Origin of the sequence: Butyrivibrio sp. AE2015, from assembly GCF_000420825.1 — a bacterium.
Lineage (GTDB): Bacteria > Bacillota > Clostridia > Lachnospirales > Lachnospiraceae > Butyrivibrio.
In genome coordinates this window covers 92,458-111,847 of record NZ_ATVR01000005.1, presented here as the reverse complement: position 1 = coordinate 111,847, position 19,390 = coordinate 92,458, and the positions used below count along the sequence as shown (strand labels likewise).

Below are 19,390 nucleotides of genomic sequence, written 5' to 3'. Positions count from 1 at the left end.
AAGAAAATGCGGTGAAAAATATGAATAATAAGATAAAGGTTGCCTGTGTTCAGTTTGCATGCGGCGCGGTTGCTGCAAGTGATGAGGAACAGGTAAAAAGAAATATAGAGAAGGCGGGACAGCTTACAAGAGAAGCTGCAGCAAATGGCGCAAAGATAATTCTTTTGTCAGAGCTTTTTGAGAGAAAGTATTTCTGCCAGGAGAGGCGCTATGACTACTATGAGCTTGCAGTGCCTGTCCTGGAGAATCCTGCAGTTCTTTATTTTAAAGAGCTTTGCAAAGAGCTTAAGGTTGTTATGCCCATAAGCATTTTTGAAAAGGATGGCAATGTTTTTTATAATTCGGTAGCAATGATAGATGCGGACGGAGAGGTTTTAGATGTGTACCGCAAAACTCATATACCAGATGACCATTACTATCAGGAAAAGTTCTATTTCACTCCCGGAAATACCGGTTTTAAGGTGTTTGAGACTGCTTATGGAAATGTGGGAGTTGGAATATGCTGGGATCAGTGGTTCCCTGAAACTGCAAGATGCCTTGCTTTAAAGGGTGCTGATATTATTCTTTATCCTACTGCAATTGGTTCAGAGCCTATTTTGGAAGTTGACAGTTCAGGACATTGGATGAGAACAATGCAGGGACATTCTGCGGCTAATATTATTCCTGTGGCAGCTGCCAACAGAATAGGAAGAGAAGATGTTGAACCGACAGAAGAAAATGGCGGACAAAGATCAAGCCTTACTTTCTATGGATGCAGCTTTTTGACTGATGAAACAGGGGATATTGTTTCAAGGGCAGGTCGCGATACAGAAGAAATAATATATGCAGAGTATGATTTTGAAGAAAATAGAAAAATGAGATCTTCCTGGGGGCTTTTTAGAGACAGAAGACCCGAGTGTTATAAAACTATTACAGACTAATAAATAACTTGTTATGAATTGTTGGGGGAATTATGACAGTTGATGCTTACTTGAATCCGGATTTTACTATAACAAAGAAACTTATTTTTTTATTGTTAACGTTTGCAGGGATGCTTCTTTGTAGCCTTGGCATTTTCATTTATTCGAAAGTCTATGCCCGGAAATATCCATCAGATAAAAGAGAAGAGTATCTCAGCATAGATTTTGAGATAAGACTTCAGAAATTTTTTGAGATGCTCATTGCAGGAACAGCCGTAATGTCTTTTTCCTGTTCTTATGTGATAATCAATCATGTATACAGCCTTGTTGCCTCAGGAAAGGCAACAAATCTTACGAGAATTGAGCGGTATCTTACAAGTACCTGGGCAGATGGTAAAGATTTTATCCTACTGTTTCTGATTCTTTTTTCATGTGTCATAAATACGGTGCTTGATGGCTTTATTATAAGGCTAAAGATCCTGACCAACGAAGAAAAAGCAACAATGCGTATGCTGGCGATGTTCTATGTTATTCTGATACTTATGTATTTAAACAACATAGGCGATGAAAGCGAATATGGTCCTGTAATGATGTATTACTTTGGACTTATGATAGGACGTTTTGTTTACTTTGATGCTTCATTTAAAGACTTTGTGACCAACATAAAGAATGTGTTCATAAATCTTCCATACATGCTTATAGATATAGCGATTACAGGAATTTTGTGCTACACAGGCTTTGTTTTAGGGTATTTTCTTGAAAGGAACTACTATATTGTGGGCCTGTTTCATACACAGATATTTATTCTTGCTTGTACCTTTATAATTCATCATGCAATGCGCTTGCTTTACTTTAATAAAAAGCATTAAATACAAAAAGCCTCTTCCGCAGTGGAAGGGGCTTTTGTTTCTATAAAAGAGATTATTTAGCTTTTTCCTTGATTATTTTAAGGTCGTCTACTGAGAATGTGTAGGCTTTGTTGCAGAAGTGGCATCGAAGCTCAACATCTTTTCCATCGTCAATCATTTCCTGTATTTCTTTTTTGCCGATGAGCATAAGAGCTCTTTCTACGCGGTCTTTATCACAGTTGCAATAGAAGTTAAGATCAACCTTATCAGTAAATTCAATATCAAATCCCTCAAGGATTATCTCAAGGAGCTCTTCAGGTGTCTTGCCGGCTTTTAAGATATCTGTGACTGATGAAAACTTCTGGAGATTGAACTCTAAGTGAGTTATGGTCTGTTCATCAGCAAAGGGCAGAAGCTGAATGATAAATCCGCCTGCTGCTATAACTGAAAGACTTTCTCTTTCTACAAGAACACCAAGGCCAACTGAGGAAGGAGTCTGCTCTGATTTTGTAAAATAGTATGTGAGATCTTCAGCAACTTCGCCTGAGTAGAGGGGGACCTGACCAACATAAGGCTCTTTAAGACCCATATCCCTTATTACAGTGAGGGTTCCTTCACCGATTCCACCGCCTACATTCAAATGACCTGCTGCATTGGGCTCCATGATAACATATGGATTAACTGCGTATCCCTTTACATTACCGTGCCTGTCTGCTGTGGCAAGAACTCCTTTTAAAGGACCATCGCCGTCCATTTTTACGGTGATAAGGTCATCGTCATTATCCATCATTGTTCCCATCATAGCGGTACCTGTCATGAGTCTGCCAAGAGCAGCAGCTGCTATCGGGGAGAGATTATGCGCTTTTCTGGCATATTCTGCCAAATCTCTGGTAGTTGCTGCGAAAGCTCTTATCTGCGCATTTCCTGCTGTTGCACGTACCATGTAATCTTTATATGACATAAGTTTATACCTCATCTTTCAAGTATTAAGCTTTTCCATGATAATTTATTTTACTGGATATGTAAACAGTAAAGCTTAATCAAAATTTAATAAAAATAATATCGATATTACAGGAATTATAATTTGGTTTGCAATATAATAATAAATAATAGTCTGTATTTTATATATTAGTGTTTGATGAAGCAGGAGGGATAAATGGAAGTCAAAGAAAGAAATGGTAAGCTTGTCTTAAAGCTCATTATTGCAGCAGTGCTGGCTATTATCTTTGTGGCAACTGTTTTGACTATAATTAGTGGCATTGAGATTAACAGAATATATAGTGATATGGTTCAGGAAGAACTCAGGGTTGCTGCTGAACAGCTTAACAGTGAAATGAGCAATGTCTGGGATGGAGATTGGAGCCTAAGTGATGGTAACCTGTATAAGGGCGATGAAAATATCATGGAAGAATATAATGAGATCATAGAAGAAATGAAATCTCTTACCGGCATCGAATATTCTGTTTTATATGGCAAGACAAGACAAATCACAACCCTTCTTGATGGAAACGGGAATAAAGCTGTAGGTTATGATGTATCTGATGCTGTATATAATCAGGTTGTTGGGAATAAGTTGGAATACTATGCAAAGAGCATTCCGGCAGGGACCAATGAACAATATTATTTATACTACCTTCCTCTCATGAATGATGACGGTACAGCCATCGGTATGGTATTTGCAGGAAGAGAGAGCGATTCAGTAGATGGCAAGGTCAGAGGTATCATTATCACGATGACTGTTATTTCAATCATTCTTGCTCTTGCTACTTCAGCAGTTGGTTATTTTGTAGCCAATACTGTATCAATCAAGATGAAAGCAATTGCGGATGAACTTGGAAATCTTTCAAGAGGTGAGCTAAAGCTCAATATTGACGAGAAATCTTTACAGAGAACTGATGAGATAGGTCTTTTGGCTGATGGGGCAAAGACACTTAGCGATAAGCTTGGTGATGTCATTACAAGAACCATGGACATGTCCAATGAGCTTAAGAAATCAGGTGCAGAACTTGCTGATTCAGCTAATCAGGCGTCAACAGCTTCAGGTCAGGTGAGTCAGGCTGTGGACGATATTTCAAAGGGTGCTGTAAATCAGGCGGAGAGTGTTGAAACGGCTGCGGGAAATACTCAGGATATCGGTAGAGATATTGAGCAGGTAGCAGATAATGTTGAACAGCTTAATTCTTATTCTGAACAGATGAAGACCTCCTGCGAGGCAGCTATGGAAGCTCTTACCAAGCTGATAGAACAGAGCACTGAAGTTCAGGAATCCGTTAAAGATATTGGAGCAACTATCGATTCAACCAACGAATCGGCAAAAGAAATCTCGAAGTTTTCAGAGGCTATTACAGAGATTGCGAGCCAGACAAATCTTTTGTCACTTAATGCTTCTATTGAGGCAGCAAGAGCAGGCGATGCAGGTAAAGGCTTTGCAGTTGTTGCAACTGAGATTGGACAGCTTGCTGTACAGAGTAGCAACAGCGCAGAAGAAATAAAGAAGATAGTTGAAAAACTTGTGGCTGATTCAGAAGCTTCCGTAGAAGTAATGCAGAGGCTCAACGCCAGCTTTGACCAGCAGTCTCAGCAGCTTGATGATACTAAGACCAACATGCAGAGCATGGCTGAAAATGTAGACAATGTTGCTGATAGTACTGGAAACATTGCAGGATATGTTGATCAGCTCAATGTAGCTAAAGACAAGCTTGTCGAGATTATATCTGACCTTTCTGCTATTTCTGAAGAAAATGCTGCTTCTACAGAGGAAACCAACGCATCCATGCAGGAGCTCAATGCAACCTTTGCAATTATTACAGAATCGGCAGATAAACTTCAGGAGCTGGCTTCAAATATGACCGACGTAATAAGCTATTTTAAGCCATAACAGAGCGCTTTTTCAATTGACATATATTTAACGTGTGGCTATAATATTTTTTGTATAATTATTAACAAACACGCATATTTATATGTATAAGATAGGAGCAGCATATGGCAGAAAAAGAAATTTCTCAGGCGGTTATCGCTAGGCTTCCAAGGTATTTCAGATATCTGGGAGACCTTAAAGAGAAGGGTGTTGAGAGAATTTCCTCTCAAGAACTATCAAGCATCATGAAGGTTACTGCTTCACAGATAAGACAGGACTTTAACAATTTTGGTGGCTTTGGACAGCAGGGATACGGATATAATGTAAGCTACCTTTATGAAGAGATCAGTAAGATCCTTGGCATCGACAAACAGCACAGTTTGGTTATTATCGGTGCAGGACACCTTGGTAAAGCTATTGCAGGTTATACTAACTTTACAAGAAGAGGGTTCGTATTTAAGGGCGCTTTTGACTGCAATCCATCACTTTACGGTACCAGGATCCGAGATGTAGAAGTAAGACCTATCGAGGAGATGGAGCAGTTTGTAAGGGACAACAACATAGAAATAGCAGTTCTTACTATTCCTAAGGATCAGGCAGTTCCAATGGCACACAAGCTCGCGCAGTGTGGTATTAAGGCTATTTGGAATTTTGCCCATGTTGATCTGGAAGTTCCTGACAATATTCAGGTAGAAAATGTTCATTTATCTGACAGCTTGATGAAATTATCATATAATATTAATAGATACGAAAAAAACATTTAACAGTGAGAGAAACTGATGGCAAAGAGTGATGAAGTGTATATGTCTGCTCTTGAGGGGAAAAGTATTCCTATACTGACGCTGGATAATAAATGGCATCAGTTATTTACTCAGACAGAAATGACACCTGAGATCGAGCAGCTAGCAGATCAACTTAATGCACTCGTTGAACGTGATGGCAAGATCCGAAGCGAGACTAAGGATATCAAGAAGCTTAAGAAAAAGCTTCTTGGTGAAATTGTGCCGCTCAGAGATAAAGCCAACAAATCAGGTAATTCAGCCGCCATCGAAAAAGAAATACAGGATAGAACCAGACTTATAAATGATTGTAATGACAGACTTGATTCCCATCAGGATGAACTTCTTGATCTGTCCAGAGAGATATATGATGTTGACTATAAGCTCATGATCGAGACTATGAAGGTGTGTTATGAGACACTTCATGAGAATACAGATTATATCAAGACCATGGATGAGTGGATCTCAAAGGTCAGAATAGAGCTAAAGAAAAATGTTATTCGTCTTCAGGAAACTGAAATGGAGAATTATAATCTATATTCTTATATGCATCAGATTTTTGGACCGGAAGTTATCGAGATTTTTGATCTAAAGTATGATCCTGATAGAAGACATCCAATAAGAAGACCTCTTGCAGGTGACGAGTCGGAATATGTTGAATAAATTAGGCTGCCCTTTGGCAGCCTGCTTTTATATTGGGGAGGGGCAAGAATGAAGTATGCAGTGAGCAGTCAGGAAATGAAGATCTATGACAGAAATACTTCTGAAGTTTTTGGTATTTCCAGTGAAGTGTTGATGGAAAGAGCATCTCTAAAGGTTGTGGAAAAAATAGACCTGTGGGCAAAAGAAAGACAGTGCCAGCGAAGATATAGAGCACTTATTTTTGCAGGTGTAGGAAATAATGGTGGCGACGGCGCTGTTATTGCAAGACTTCTTAAACAAAAGGGCTATCTTGTCACTTTGGTGATTGTAGGGGATCCCACCAAAATGAGTGACCTTCTTCTTAAACAGCTTAAGACCTGTGAAAAATATGGGATCACAACTGACACATTTTCCAATGTGACGGGCAACCTTTACTCCTTGGAATGGGATATCATTATAGATGCATTATTCGGCATCGGATTATCAAGGAATATTACCGGGAGCTTTTTAAAGGCAGTTGAGTATATAAATGCCTGTAAGGAAGAAAAAAAGAGCGACATGCTTGTTATATCAGTTGATATACCTTCCGGTGTTAATGCTGATAACGGCAAGGTTATGGGAACTGCTGTAAGAGCAGATGTCACAGTTACCTTTAACCAGGTTAAACTTGGCGAGATCCTTTATCCCGGATGTGAGTACTGCGGCAATCTTTATGTGGAAGACGCAGGGATAACTAACGATAGCTTTTTGGGAAGAGAACCGTCAGCTTTTTACTATGATGAAAAGATAACTGAGCTTCTTCCTAAGAGACGCAAAGATGCCAACAAGGGAACCAACGGAAAAGTGCTTATAGTTGCCGGCTCCAAGAATGTCAGCGGAGCCTGTGTACTGGCAGCAAGTGCTTGCATTCGCTCAGGTGCGGGAATGGTCAAGATCATGACTGCTATTGAGAATGCAGAAATTGTTAAGTCACTTCTTCCTGAAGCTCTTATTGATGTATATGAAGATTTTGAGCCTGTGGCTGATAAGCTCATAAAGGATATTGAATGGGCAGATGCTGTGGTCATAGGACCTGGAATCGGGATTGATATGAAGGGCGATGAGCTTCTTGGCATCGTTCTTAATAACTGTAATAAGCACCTTGTAATGGACGCAGATGCACTTAATCTAGTAGCTATGAACAACGAGTACAGAAGGCTTTTGGCTCATTACTCAGTTGGAGGCAGAAAACTTGTTTTAACGCCTCATTTGGCAGAATTTTCAAGACTCTTTGGAAAGCCTGTCAGTGATTGCAAGGAGAATATTCTTTTTTATCCAAAAGAACTTGCAAAAGAGCTCAGATGCACTGTTATCTGCAAGGATGCCAGAACTATAGTAAGTGACAGCAACGAGAAAAAGATATATATTAATGTGAGCGGTAATGACGGTATGGCGACTGCTGGATCAGGAGATGTTTTATCCGGCATAATAGGAGCGCTTGTGTGTCTTGAAAACACCAGTTTTGAGGCTGCGTGTCTTGGCACATATATTCATGGTGCCTGTGGTGATAATGCCGCTGCAAAGCATGGTAAATATGCTATGGTCGCATCTGATATTGCGGCCGAACTTGAAGATATACTGAGGTGAAGTTTAGAAATGTTAGAAGAATTTTCCAGAGTTTATGCCAAGATTGACTTAAAGGCAATTGATTACAATTTGGAGAGTATGAGAAAGAATATTCCTGCCGGAACCAAAATAATGGCGGTTATTAAGACAGATGCCTATGGTCATGGAGCAGTCAGAATAGCTAAGGAGCTGGAAAACAAGGATTATATCTGGGGATATGCTGTAGCTACAGCAGAGGAAGCTTTTGAACTTAGAGATAATGCTATCAAAAAGCCTATTCTTATTTTGGGATACACTTTTTCATATGCTTATGAGAGGCTTTTGATAGAAGGTATAAGACCTGCAGTATTTAGAATAGATATGGCAAAAGAGCTTGATGCCTGTGCCAAAAAGCTCCTTGAAAGAGGCGATATTAGTAAAAAGCCTGAGATTCATATAGCTATTGATACAGGAATGTCACGTATAGGAATTACTCCGGATGAAGAGGGAGTAAAGTTTATAAAGGAAGTAGCTGCTCTTAAAAATCTGGATATTGAAGGTGTGTTCACACATTTTGCAAGGGCCGATGAAAAAGATCTTACAAATGCAAAAGAGAGAGAACTTGTATTTAAAGAGTTCATTGACAGGGCTGAGGCTGAATGCGGAATTAAGATAAAGTTACGACACTGCGCAAATAGCGCCAGCATAATATCTATTCCTGAAAGCTCAATGGATATGGTGCGCGCAGGTGTGACTATGTATGGAATGTGGCCATCAGAGGATGTTCCAAAGACAATAGTTGATCTTAAGCCTACTCTTGAACTCATCAGTCACATTGTAATGATAAAGACAGTACCTGAAGGAACGCCTGTAAGCTATGGCGGAACATTTGTAACTGCAAGACCGACTAAGATTGCTACTATACCTGTTGGATATGGTGACGGCTATCCAAGAAGTCTTTCCAATAAGGGATATGTTCTAATTAATGGCGAAAGGGCAAACATCATCGGCAGAGTTTGTATGGACCAGTTTATGGTGGATGTGACACATATAGACAATGTCAAAGAAGGAGATGAGGTTATTCTCATCGGAAAAGATGAAAAATCAGGAGATGAGATAACTGCAGAAATGCTTGGAGAGATAAGCGGAAGATTTAACTATGAGCTTACCTGCAATATAAACAAAAGAGTTCCAAGGGTATTTGTATAAAGGGAAAATTTTGATTTGTACAAGATAACTATTTTGGAGGATGAGCAAAGTCAGCTTGATAAACTGCTGGGAGTCTTATCCAGATACAAAAAAGAAAATCCATCATTTGAATATAGTGTTGATACGTACGATAGAGGAATCAATCTTTTGACTTCTTATAAGCAGGATGCAGATATTCTGTTTTTGGATATCAAAGTGCCTGATATGCTTGGGATGGATGTAGCAAAAAAGATAAGACTTCGTGATGAAAATGTCATGATCATCTTTGTTACAAACCTCACTCAATATGCGGTTGAAGGGTATTCGGTCAATGCTTTTGACTATATCTTAAAACCTCTTCAGTATGCTTCTTTTTCGGCAAAGCTTTCAAGAGCATTAAAGACATTGTCATACAGGAATCCCGGAGTCCTCATTGAGCTGAAAAATAAGGAATCCGGAAGGCGTGTCAGTGCAGATAACATTACTTATGTTGAGAGCTCAGGACATGATATTTTGTTCCATATGGGGCAGGAGACTGTACGGCAGTGGGGGACACTTGGCAAATATGAGCTTCTATTGGAGAAGGCCAAGTTTGCAAGATGTAATGCAAGTTTCCTTGTAAACCTTAAATATGTTGAGGTTATACGAAAGGACGATGTTATAGTGGCAGGTGAGTCAATACCCATATCAAGGGGCAAGAGAAAAGAATTTCTGTCTGCTTATGCTCAGTATAAAGGAGGTACTTTGTGATGCCGGTTTGGTATATGAATCATAGGATAAGTATTCTCCTTTTTCAGTCTGTTGTTGGAGTTTTACCTTTTGGCAGCTTTCTTGGTAAAAGAAAAAACTATGCTCTCAGATTTATTCTTGGAACTTGTTTGGGAATAGTTTTAATAGAAATGCTCCTTGGCTTTGGCATATTAAATCTTGAGCAGCTAAGAAGCGGTATTACACGAGTAGCTGCATCTCTGCTCGTATTTTTCCTTACTATAATTGTTTGTTTCTTGGCTTATGAAGAGAATTTTTATACAGCTCTTTTCGTTGCTTCGTCAGGGTATATTGCGCAGGATATAGCAGGTACTTTCAAAACTGTATTAAAACTGATCCCTGGAATTGGCGAAATAAGTACCACCTTAAATGGGGTGCTTATTCTTGATTTTTTAGTCTACGGGTCTATATATTTGGTTTTGTTTGTCATGTTCAGACCCTTTACCAGAAAAAGGGAGAGTATATTCCATAATAAGGAAAAGGCTATATTTTCAGCTGTGGCGCTTGTTTTCTGCATTGGAATGGCGCGCCTTTCTCAGGACAATTATGATAGAAATTCTCTTGCGGTTGGAGCGGAGGCTGTCTATCAGATATTATGTGATTTCTTTATTCTGTTATTACAGTTTGGTGTCATGGAAAGAGTTGAACTCCGAAATGGTGTTGATACTATGAAAGAGCTCATGCATCAGCAGTATGATCAGATGAAACGCAGTAAAGAGAGTATAGAACTTGTTAATGAAAAGTATCATGATCTGAAAGGCTTTCTTGATGGCTATGATATTGAGCTTCCAAAAGACCAGCTTCGTGCTTTGAAAAAGAAAATTGAAAAGTACGAGGAATTTGTAAGTACCGGAAATCATATCCTTGATGTGGTCATAGCTGAGAAAAAAGAAGTATGCAGTAAAGAAAATATAGAGCTTACGACTCTTGTAAATGGTGCCGAGCTTTCTTTTATGGATGATGTTGATGTATACAGTCTTTTCGGAAATGCTTTCAACAATGCTATCCATGCGACAAAAAAGCTTCCCGAAGATGAGAGATTCATCACGCTTACAGTTTCAAGTGGTGGAGGTACAACAACCATACATATTGAAAATTCCTTTGATGGGAAGGTTATCATGGAAAATGGTATGCCTAAGAGCCAGCGAGATCCAAGATATCATGGTTTTGGAATGAGGAGTATGGAGCGAATAGTTAAAAAGTATGATGGAACTATCGCTGTGAAGACAGAAGATAAGGTATTTAATCTTGATATCATTATGCTTTAATTGAAAATTATGATGTAGAATGTACTGATTGTGCGGTTCGTCTTTAGACGAATCGCATTTTTTGTTATTTTTTTCATAAAAAATTGTTGGAGGTATTTTTTATGAAAAAGTTAGGGATGGCAGCTATGGCTATATTGTTGGGGACAACGATTTTAGCAGGCTGCGGAAAGAATGCGGCACCAGTTAGTGAATCTGCAACTGCATCAAGTGAGTCCATTTCAGTCACTGCTGAGGAATTTGACCTTACAAGCGATGGAAAGAAGATTTATGGCATGATGTACAAACCTGAGGATGGTAAGGAAAAGCATCCCACAGTGGTTTTGTGTCATGGTTACAACACAAATGCTGATATGCTTGACGGTTATGGAAAGTCATGGGCTAAAAAGGGTTACCTTTGCTACGCATTTGATTTTTGCGGTGGAAGTATTGGATCAAGATCTGAAGGATCAAGTCTTGATATGAGCGTACTTACGGAAGTTCAGAATTTGTCAGATGTTATGGATCAGCTTTTGGCACTTGATTATGTTGATTCTTCAAATTTCTTTTTGATGGGACAGAGCCAGGGAGGATTCGTTGCAGCTCTTACTGCAGCAAAGAGATCAGAACAGGTAAAAGCACTTGTTTTATATTTCCCTGCGCTTTCAATTCCTGAAGGACGCAGAGCTCTTTACAGTTCTTTGGACGAAGTTCCCGATGAAGAAGAAATTATGGGTATGACAATCGGAAGAAAGTATACAGAGGATGCATTTAATCTCGACGCCTATGAAGAAATATCCAAATATCACGGTGATGTTCTTATCTGTCATGGAGATAAGGATCAGGTAGTTGATCTTAGTTATTCAGAAAAGGCTGTTGATGTATACGATCATGCTGAACTTAAAGTGATTGAGTACGCCGAGCATGGTTTCCAGGCAAAAACTGCAAAAAAAGCAACAGAGTATACTCTTGAGTTTTTGGATGCTCATTTGGATTGATAAATAGAAAAAGGTCAATGATTTTTTTGTACAGCAAATTATGATGTGAGAAATACCATTTTTGATGTACGTATGTAAATGAAAATTTGTAGATGTTAAATTGTGAAAAGTAAAAAACATATAATTCTTGGAGGAAATCAAAAATGAAAAAATTTTCAAAGTTTTTAGCAGTTCTTATGGCTCTTGTAATGACTTGTGCAAGTCTTACAGCGTGTGGAAGCTCAGCTTCTCTTAGCAAAGCATTTACTTGCGGCAACTCTTTTTACATCGATGCTATCGGCTGGTACAGCAGTGATGTAGTAACTCTTAAGGTTAACAGCGACAACACATATGAGCTCACATATCAGGAGCACATCTTTGGAACAACAGATCCTGGAGTTAAGGGACTTAGAACAGTTGTTTATACAGGTAAGTGCACATCAGCAGCTTCAGCAGATGGTTGGGCAACTCATGTAGACTATACACTTCAGCCTGCTGACAGAATTTATTTTGAGCAGCATGAAAAAGGATACGGTAGAAGCAATATTGCTGGTCACTGCGTTCTTGATACAGCAAACTGGACTGACGACATGAAGGAAATCGCTGATCCTGAGAATGGTGCTATGGATGGAAAAGCATTCCTTTCAAAGTATGCTGAGACACTTACTATCACAGTTGAGGATCCTTCACTTGATCCTGAAGATGTAAGTCTTGGATACAGAATTATCACAATGCCAGAGATTAAGCTCATAACAGAGGCTTGATGGAGGATTTATTTTGAAGAAGAAAAAGAATGTACTTTGGGTTGTCCTTAGTATTGTTTTTACGCTTTTCTTCCTTATCACATTGATTGGTGGCCCCATTGCCAACAACTACTCCCAGATCATAAATATGGTCCTGGGAGTAGAAGGGTCTAAAGTCATAGGTGATGAAGGAATTACATATTTTGAGCCTGATTACACAAGTGATCAGCAGGTTGAAGAAGGGCAGAAAGTGGTAGAAAACGTTGTTGCAAATGGCGCAGTTCTACTTATGAATAAAGATAATGCCCTTCCTCTTAAATCAGGTGACAAGATCACACTGGCTAGTATCAATTCATCTAAATTTGTTTACGGTGGTACCGGTTCAGGCGGAATGAACACTGACGGTGTTGACAGCCTTAAGGATGCACTTGAAAAAGATGGATTTGAAGTTAATCCAACCATGTGGTCTTTTTATACAGAAGGCGCTGGTAAGGAGTATGGAAGAATTCTTGCTTCAGGAAGTTTGAACAACTATATCTTTGAAAATAGCGAGTTCAAGGTTAATGAAGTACCTGTAAGCAAATATTCAAGTAATGAATGGGATTCAATTAAAAGCTATGGTGATGCAGCTGTAGTTGTTTTTTCAAGAGTGTGCGGCGAAGGAGCCGATCTTCCATGGTATGGAGCAGGAGATGCTGATGGTAATATCCTGCAGCTTTCCAAGGATGAAAAAGATCTTTTAGCTAAACTTTCAGAGCTTAAGGCAAACGGATCTTTAAAGAAGATTGTAGTTCTTTTGAACGCTGCAAATGCGATTGAGCTTGATTTCCTCAATCCTGATATATGTGGTGTCGATTATGGGATTGATGCCTGTATGTGGATTGGAGAAGTAGGTCAGGGAATCAGTGCAGTTGGTGAACTTTTGAATGGTACAGTTAATCCATCGGGTAAACTGGTAGATACCTATTGCTATGATAACCTCACTTCACCTGCGCTTCAGAATGCCCATGCAACATCTTATACAAATTCCAAGTCAAAAGGTCTGTCTTTTTCTGAAGGTAATAATGAATATTACGTTGCGTATCAGGAAGGCATCTATGTGGGTTACCGTTACTATGAGACCCGTTATGAAGATGTAGTAATGGGAACTGAAAATGTTGGTGAATATGATTATGCTTCTACAGTTGCATATCCTTTTGGTTATGGTCTCAGCTATAGCGATATCTCCTATGAGAGCATCGCAATGGAAGAAGATGGCGATAATTTGAAATTTACTGTTAATGTAAGCAATAGCTCAAATGTTGACGGAAGAGAAGCTGTACAGATCTATATGCAGTCACCGTACACCGATTATGATAGGTTAAATGGCGTAGAGAAGGCTTCTGTTGAGCTTGTTGGATTTACAAAGGTAGATGTACCTGCAGGTGGAAGTGCTGTTGCAGAAATAACAGTTCCTAAGACTGAGCTTAGAGCTTATGATGCAAACACTGCAGGAACCTATATTTTGGATGCCGGCGATTACTATTTTACATCAGCAAATGGTTCACATGAAGCGTTAAATAATATTCTGGCAGCAAAAGACTATACAGTAGAAAATGGTATGACATCAGACGGCAATAGAGAAATGGTTTGCCAATATAATGTTGCAGTTCAGGATAATACTGTTTTTGCTACAGCTATAACAGGAAATGAAATCCAGAACCAGTTAGACCATGCAGACCTCAATAGAAGGGAAGGCAATAATGGTGATGGAATTGTTTATCTGACAAGATCAGACTGGGAAGGCACAATGCCTGTTGCTAACATTACAAATGGTAACTATGAGGCAGCTTACAAGATGTCTGCATCTGATGACATGGTTGCACAGATGAACGAAGTCTATACAAAGAATACTGATGGAGAAATGCCTGTTGTTGGTAAGGAAGGAAATCTTAATCTTGCCCAGTTTGTAGGTGTTCCAATTGATGGAAGCATTGAAATTGATGGCAAGACTTACACATGGGATGATCTTGTTGATCAGGTTTCATTTAATGAAATGGCTAAACTTATTGGTCAGACATATCATTCCACAGCTCCTGTAGCTTCAGTATCAAAGCCTGCTACAAAGGATGAGAATGGTCCACAGGGTATTACGGCTACACTTACAGGCGGTGGTTCTTCTACAAGTTATACATCTGAAGACCTTATGGCTGCTTCATTTGATGCTGAAGTAGCTACAGCTGTTGGCCGCAGCATGGGTAACGACTGTTTGCTGGCAAATGGCAAGGCATATTCAGGAATTTATGGTCCTGGTGTAAATATTCACAGAACACCATACAGTGGCAGAAACTTTGAATATTATTCTGAGGATCCATTTATTTCAGGTAAGATATGTGCTGCTGAAGTTTCTGGTATTCAGAGTAAAGGTGTATATGTTTATATGAAGCATTTTGCACTTAATGACCAGGAAACAGCCAGAGATGGTATCTGTGTATGGACAAATGAGCAGGCAGCCAGAGAGCTTTATCTTCAGGCCTTTGAGTACCCTGTAGTTGAAGCATCTGCTTATTGTGTCATGACAGGCTTTAACAGACTTGGTTGCGTTTGGGCTGGTGGAGATTATGGTCTCATTACAGGAATTCTTCGCGGAGAGTGGGGAATGCCCGGATTTGTGCTGACTGACTTCTCAAACAATAATAATTACATGGATGTTTTAAATGGTCTTATGGCAGGCGGAGATGGCTGGGATTGCAACGATGGTGCAAAGTGGACACAGAAGCTTGTTGAATACAAGGATGATCCTACAGTTGTTGCTGCGATGAAGGAAGCTACTAAGCACATCCTTTATACAACAGCCAATTCAAATGCAATGAATGGTGTTTCTGCTAATATGCAGGTTGTAGAAGTTGTCACATGGTGGCAGATCCTTATAATCGTTCTTGATGTTGTATTTGGAATCCTTGCAGCATTTAGCATATTCATGCTTGTTCGCAGTATTAAAAAGAATAAATAATATAATATGAATTAAAAGTCTCAAAAATGTAATTTTTGGGACTTTTAGTTTAAATATTGGGGTGAAAAGATGAAAAAAGGAAATTGGGTAGTTTTATTTTTAGTTATAGTATTCATTTCGTTTAACAGTATGGCTTGTGGCAGCAAAGCATCACCGGAAAATTCAAAGGCAGTAAAAGCAAATACTCCTTGGTTTACAGAGGGGAGAAGTCTTGAGAAGAATGATGATTTTGAATCTACTGAATATTACTTGGAAAATAGCGTGACAGGACGACACATCTATTCAGTTGAAACGAAACCAACTGGAATTGCTGATGGTGAAAAAGTACCGGTTGTTATATATACACATGGTCAAAGTGGTTATGCTACAAATTTTTATGCCATATATTCAAGACTTGCGAAGGAAAAGATAGCTGCTTTTTCTTTTGAATGTTGTGGTGGAAATAAAAGCGGAGCGAAAAGCGAGGGAAGTAAGCTGTTTCCAGCTCATTACACATCAAGAATGACTGATCTTGAAACTGTACTTGCCAAGGTAAAAACATTGGATTATGTAGACACCGATAGGATTTTTCTATTTGGCGAAAGCTACGGAGGAGTAACATCTTCATTTGTTGCTGCAAGTCATAATGAAATAGCAGGACTGATTCTTTTGTCAACTGGAATAAATGAGCAAATGATGGCGCGAGAAGAGGATGATGAAACATACATTCCCGAAAATGATTCCGATGAACCATTCGAAAAGATAAAAGGATATACCGGGGATGTAATATTATTTAATGGCGAGCAGGACTTTGCATATGAGGGCGGAAAGAACCAGATTGATGCCTATAATAAGCGAAGCGAAGGAAGTGCAGTCTTTTATTCTTTGCCTAATTCAGGACACAGCTATTCAGAACTTGATGATGCAGGTAAGGAATTTGTCATTACGACTATGATTGATTTTATTGGGGAGAGATGAATATGAGAAAAGGTATTATTTAAAAATTAAACTATATTTTTGCGAGTGCATGCGCCTTGCTTTCTCTCATGTTTATTCAAAACAGAAAACAAGGCGCATTATTTCATCTTAACTGTCTGTTTATGAAAATTTCCGTTTAGCTTTATCGTACTGGACATTTATTTCTTGAAGAGCAGCAGTGTCACCGTCCATGTTATCAGGATGGTAGAGTTTTACGAGAGACTTGTATTTTTTATCAACGCTTTCTTTTGTAGTACAACCGGCAAAGAAGTCGAATGAACTTGATGCAGCTTGTGTAGCGCTACCATTAGTGTTCTTATTGTGTTTTGAATTATTGTATCTTTTGCCATTGCCTGAGTTGTTATAGTTATACTCGTCATTATCTATATCATCGTAATTATCATCAGACTCGTCATCGTAGTCTACATCATCTTCTCCATATGTATCACTTTCATCATAGTCTTCATCGTAATCTTCATCATATTCATCATCATATTCTTCGGCGTAGTCTTCATCATAGTCTTCATCATAGTCCTCATCATAATCCTCATCGTAATCCTCGTATTCGTAGTTTTCATCTTCATAATCATCATCTTCATAGAATGAGGCTCTTTTACTGCGGTGATGATCGTGTTCATCCTCGGAATCGGCATAGGATCTGTTCTTGAGCCATTTCTCATAGTCTTTTTCATAATGTCTTTTGCCTGCATCGGGGAAAAGACGGTAGTAGCGATCGAGAGCCTGGGTTAAAAAGCCTTTGCCAATTATGGCTCTTAAAACGTAAATTACGGCATCTGCAATGATACAGAAGAAAATTATCTTGCTAAATGACATGAATACTGAGATGGAAAGAAGAATAGTTCCAACCGGGATTATCATTATGATGGTAAGTATCAAAAGGAAAATATAAAGTGGAGCACCTTTGTATGAGTAAACCGATTCGATCCACCAGGTTCTGATATCGTTGTAAAAGGAAGTAACAACATAGTTATTTTTTGTAAAACTGTTGTTGGCCTCTTTTACCATCTCCTCAGGAATATTCAGGTCACTGCCCTGGATGTCAAGGGAGTGGGGCGCCTGAATCTGAGAATCCGGCCCGCTTCCAATAGATAATAGACCGAAGTTTCCTCCAAAGAGCAGAAACACGTTTATACATAGTAATAGAAAAAATGAAATTGATGTAACAGGAAGAATACAGAAAAACAGCTTAAGAAATCTGACATAAGCTTTTATAAACCAGGAAAGCATTGAGAAAAATGCTTTTAATACTGAAACAACAATACTTGAGATGGCATTAACGGCCATCATTAAAAAAGAAACCATAATTACTAAAACTCCTTACCCTAAATCCCCACACAAAGAAAATTTTATATGAAAAACGAAAAGGTGTCGAGAGTCTTGAAGAAGTCTCTTTTAAATGATAAGGTTAAAGGTGGCGTTTAGCCGGAAAAGGTGGGTGTATGAAAATAGTAAAGAAGCTTTTGGAAAAATATCCATGGATAAAATATTTGGCAGGGCTGGTTCCTTTTATTCTTGCATGCATAGGTTATGCACAGTCCGGGGAGTTGAATGTATTTCAGGTAATCTACGCAGCTATGGCGATTTATTTTGTAAACCCTGTAACTGACTATGAAACACCAATAATACTGTTCTCAAAAATAGCTGCCGTTGTAGTTACAGCCGGCATTATTTTGAGTTTTGTAAAATACGCATTTTATAAGATTGAGCATTTCTTTTCAAGGTTTTCAAAGGATGCAACAGTAGTTTACACAGATAACGAGCTGGGAAGAGCATTGGGTAAAACTTTAAAACATGGCTATGTGGCTTACGAGTTTTCAAAGCCTGAGAGAGTAAAGGATCATATTCTTATGCTTTCAGATGATGCAGAGAGCATAAGATTTGTCAGCCAGAATGCTAAGGCTTTATCCAATAAGAATGTATACATGATGATGAACAGTATTGATTCATCACTTTTAGGAGCTGGCAATCTTATTAATACCCAGATGCATTTCTTTAATGTTAATGACCTTATGGCCAGAGACTATTGGAAAAAGAATAATCTGTACGACAACAGGGATGACAACTATAAGATAGCTATAGTAGGTTCAGGTGATATAGCATTTGCCATTTTTAAATATGGATATCTTAATAATATCTACGGTTTAAAGCACTCGTTTGAGTATCATCTCTGGGGGATAGAAGGCTCAAGAGCAGACTTTTTGAAGAATCTTTCAACTGAGAATAATGATAAGATCATTGTTCATGAGAATCCATGGGATATGGAAATGGATATTCTTGCTGACATGGACAGGCTTATCTACACTGAAAAAGAAGACCAGATCGATTTTATCCAAAAAGTTCTTTATGTTAATCCTCTTGCTGAGATCCATTGCTATTCAGATGAAAAGATAAGTTACGCCGATATTTATGAAACAGATAAGATCATGGTCTTTGGTGATATGGAGAATATTCTCACTGAAAATAATGTAAAGAGTGAAAAGCTCTATAGACAGGGTAAGCTCTTTAACTATGACTACGCACTTAGATACAGCAACAGGACTGCGCCTTCTGATTATGAAAAAGAGATGGAAGACGAGTGGAAGAAACTTGATGGATTTAAAAAGAGTTCAAGCATAGCAAGAGCAGATCACTACTGGATCGAAAAGCGCCTTAAAAATGATGGCATTATGGATGAGGACAGTGAGGATGCCTGGAGAATCGAGCATATCAGATGGAGCAGATTCCACCTGATCAATCATTGGACCTTTGCTGAGAAGAGGGATAACAGCCGCAGAAAGCATCATCTGCTTGTCCCTTATGAAGATCTTCCTATGTCAGAAAAAGAGAAGGATGGCATTTATGACAGCACAATAAAGGCGGAAATTGACAGGCTTGATAGAGAAAACTAAAAT

16 protein-coding genes are annotated in these 19,390 nt (G+C 38.8%); 14 read left to right on the top strand and 2 right to left on the bottom strand.

The genetic code is table 11. The annotated features are described in order from the left end of the window. Positions 1–20 precede the first annotated feature (20 nt). Positions 21–920: an N-carbamoylputrescine amidase gene (gene aguB / locus G585_RS0104435; protein WP_022773264.1), complete on the top strand. Its 900-nt coding sequence runs from the start codon at positions 21–23 to the stop codon at positions 918–920. A 32-nt stretch (positions 921–952) separates the two neighbouring features. Beyond that, positions 953–1,768: a hypothetical protein gene (locus G585_RS0104430; protein ID WP_022773263.1), complete on the top strand. Its 816-nt coding sequence runs from the start codon at positions 953–955 to the stop codon at positions 1,766–1,768. 52 nt (positions 1,769–1,820) lie between these two features. Here the strand turns inward: G585_RS0104430 and hslO are convergent, their stop codons facing one another. Continuing rightward, positions 1,821–2,708 (bottom strand): Hsp33 family molecular chaperone HslO, encoded by an 888-nt coding sequence (hslO, locus tag G585_RS0104425; protein WP_022773261.1) that lies wholly within the window; start codon positions 2,706–2,708, stop codon positions 1,821–1,823. A gap of 195 nt (positions 2,709–2,903) precedes the next feature. Here hslO and G585_RS0104420 point away from each other — a divergent pair, with 195 nt between their 5' ends. The 11 genes from G585_RS0104420 (at position 2,904) to G585_RS0104370 (ending at position 16,478) form a co-directional block, all read left to right on the top strand. Then, a complete protein-coding gene (locus G585_RS0104420; RefSeq protein WP_022773260.1) occupies positions 2,904–4,625 on the top strand; it encodes a methyl-accepting chemotaxis protein in 1,722 nt (573 codons plus the stop codon). A 104-nt stretch (positions 4,626–4,729) separates the two neighbouring features. Beyond that, positions 4,730–5,368 (top strand): redox-sensing transcriptional repressor Rex, encoded by a 639-nt coding sequence (locus G585_RS0104415; protein WP_022773259.1) that lies wholly within the window; start codon positions 4,730–4,732, stop codon positions 5,366–5,368. Between the two features lie 15 nt (positions 5,369–5,383). After that, entirely contained in the window at positions 5,384–6,046 is a 663-nt protein-coding gene (locus tag G585_RS0104410; RefSeq protein WP_022773257.1) for a hypothetical protein, read from the top strand. A gap of 48 nt (positions 6,047–6,094) precedes the next feature. Continuing rightward, on the top strand, positions 6,095–7,651 hold the full coding sequence (locus G585_RS0104405) for a bifunctional ADP-dependent NAD(P)H-hydrate dehydratase/NAD(P)H-hydrate epimerase (protein WP_022773256.1): 1,557 nt from the start codon (positions 6,095–6,097) through the stop codon (positions 7,649–7,651). Positions 7,652–7,660: 9 nt separating this feature from the next. Continuing rightward, entirely contained in the window at positions 7,661–8,818 is a 1,158-nt protein-coding gene (alr, locus tag G585_RS0104400) for an alanine racemase (RefSeq protein WP_022773255.1), read from the top strand. Between the two features lie 15 nt (positions 8,819–8,833). Further along, positions 8,834–9,547 carry a LytR/AlgR family response regulator transcription factor gene (locus tag G585_RS0104395; RefSeq protein ID WP_022773253.1) on the top strand — a complete coding sequence of 238 codons (714 nt, stop codon included), beginning with the start codon at positions 8,834–8,836 and terminating at the stop codon, positions 9,545–9,547. Next, positions 9,547–10,833 (top strand): ATP-binding protein, encoded by a 1,287-nt coding sequence (locus G585_RS0104390; RefSeq protein WP_022773252.1) that lies wholly within the window; start codon positions 9,547–9,549, stop codon positions 10,831–10,833. Before G585_RS0104395 ends, G585_RS0104390 begins: the two co-directional genes overlap by 1 nt. 101 nt (positions 10,834–10,934) lie before the next feature. Further along, a complete protein-coding gene (locus G585_RS17100) occupies positions 10,935–11,807 on the top strand; it encodes an alpha/beta hydrolase family protein (RefSeq protein ID WP_022773251.1) in 873 nt (290 codons plus the stop codon). A gap of 143 nt (positions 11,808–11,950) precedes the next feature. Next, positions 11,951–12,550: a hypothetical protein gene (locus G585_RS0104380; RefSeq protein ID WP_022773249.1), complete on the top strand. Its 600-nt coding sequence runs from the start codon at positions 11,951–11,953 to the stop codon at positions 12,548–12,550. 13 nt (positions 12,551–12,563) lie between these two features. Then, positions 12,564–15,521, top strand: a complete 2,958-nt coding sequence (locus G585_RS17095; protein WP_022773248.1) for a glycoside hydrolase family 3 C-terminal domain-containing protein — start codon at positions 12,564–12,566, stop codon at positions 15,519–15,521. 69 nt (positions 15,522–15,590) lie between these two features. Beyond that, entirely contained in the window at positions 15,591–16,478 is an 888-nt protein-coding gene (locus G585_RS0104370) for an alpha/beta hydrolase family protein (RefSeq protein WP_022773247.1), read from the top strand. Between the two features lie 120 nt (positions 16,479–16,598). Here G585_RS0104370 and G585_RS18750 read toward each other — a convergent pair whose 3' ends face one another. Next, positions 16,599–17,801 (bottom strand): J domain-containing protein, encoded by a 1,203-nt coding sequence (locus tag G585_RS18750; protein WP_022773245.1) that lies wholly within the window; start codon positions 17,799–17,801, stop codon positions 16,599–16,601. Positions 17,802–17,938: 137 nt separating this feature from the next. On the opposite strand from G585_RS18750, the gene G585_RS17085 reads away from it, so the two are divergent. Beyond that, on the top strand, positions 17,939–19,387 hold the full coding sequence (locus G585_RS17085) for a hypothetical protein (RefSeq protein ID WP_022773244.1): 1,449 nt from the start codon (positions 17,939–17,941) through the stop codon (positions 19,385–19,387). Positions 19,388–19,390: the final 3 nt, after the last annotated feature.

Excerpts from the sequence above, each read along its gene's own strand:
- G585_RS0104420 (WP_022773260.1), top strand. The coding sequence starts at position 2,904 with ATGGAAGTCAAAGAAAGAAATGGTAAGCTTGTCTTAAAGCTCATTATT.
- G585_RS0104415 (WP_022773259.1), top strand. The coding sequence starts at position 4,730 with ATGGCAGAAAAAGAAATTTCTCAGGCGGTTATCGCTAGGCTTCCAAGG.
- hslO (WP_022773261.1), bottom strand. The coding sequence starts at position 2,708 with ATGTCATATAAAGATTACATGGTACGTGCAACAGCAGGAAATGCGCAG.
- G585_RS17085 (WP_022773244.1), top strand. The coding sequence starts at position 17,939 with ATGAAAATAGTAAAGAAGCTTTTGGAAAAATATCCATGGATAAAATAT.
- G585_RS17100 (WP_022773251.1), top strand. The coding sequence starts at position 10,935 with ATGAAAAAGTTAGGGATGGCAGCTATGGCTATATTGTTGGGGACAACG.
- G585_RS0104370 (WP_022773247.1), top strand. The coding sequence starts at position 15,591 with ATGAAAAAAGGAAATTGGGTAGTTTTATTTTTAGTTATAGTATTCATT.
- G585_RS0104405 (WP_022773256.1), top strand. The coding sequence starts at position 6,095 with ATGAAGTATGCAGTGAGCAGTCAGGAAATGAAGATCTATGACAGAAAT.
- alr (WP_022773255.1), top strand. The coding sequence starts at position 7,661 with ATGTTAGAAGAATTTTCCAGAGTTTATGCCAAGATTGACTTAAAGGCA.
- G585_RS0104410 (WP_022773257.1), top strand. The coding sequence starts at position 5,384 with ATGGCAAAGAGTGATGAAGTGTATATGTCTGCTCTTGAGGGGAAAAGT.
- aguB (WP_022773264.1), top strand. The coding sequence starts at position 21 with ATGAATAATAAGATAAAGGTTGCCTGTGTTCAGTTTGCATGCGGCGCG.
- G585_RS0104380 (WP_022773249.1), top strand. The coding sequence starts at position 11,951 with ATGAAAAAATTTTCAAAGTTTTTAGCAGTTCTTATGGCTCTTGTAATG.
- G585_RS0104390 (WP_022773252.1), top strand. The coding sequence starts at position 9,547 with ATGCCGGTTTGGTATATGAATCATAGGATAAGTATTCTCCTTTTTCAG.
- G585_RS0104430 (WP_022773263.1), top strand. The coding sequence starts at position 953 with ATGACAGTTGATGCTTACTTGAATCCGGATTTTACTATAACAAAGAAA.
- G585_RS18750 (WP_022773245.1), bottom strand. The coding sequence starts at position 17,801 with ATGGTTTCTTTTTTAATGATGGCCGTTAATGCCATCTCAAGTATTGTT.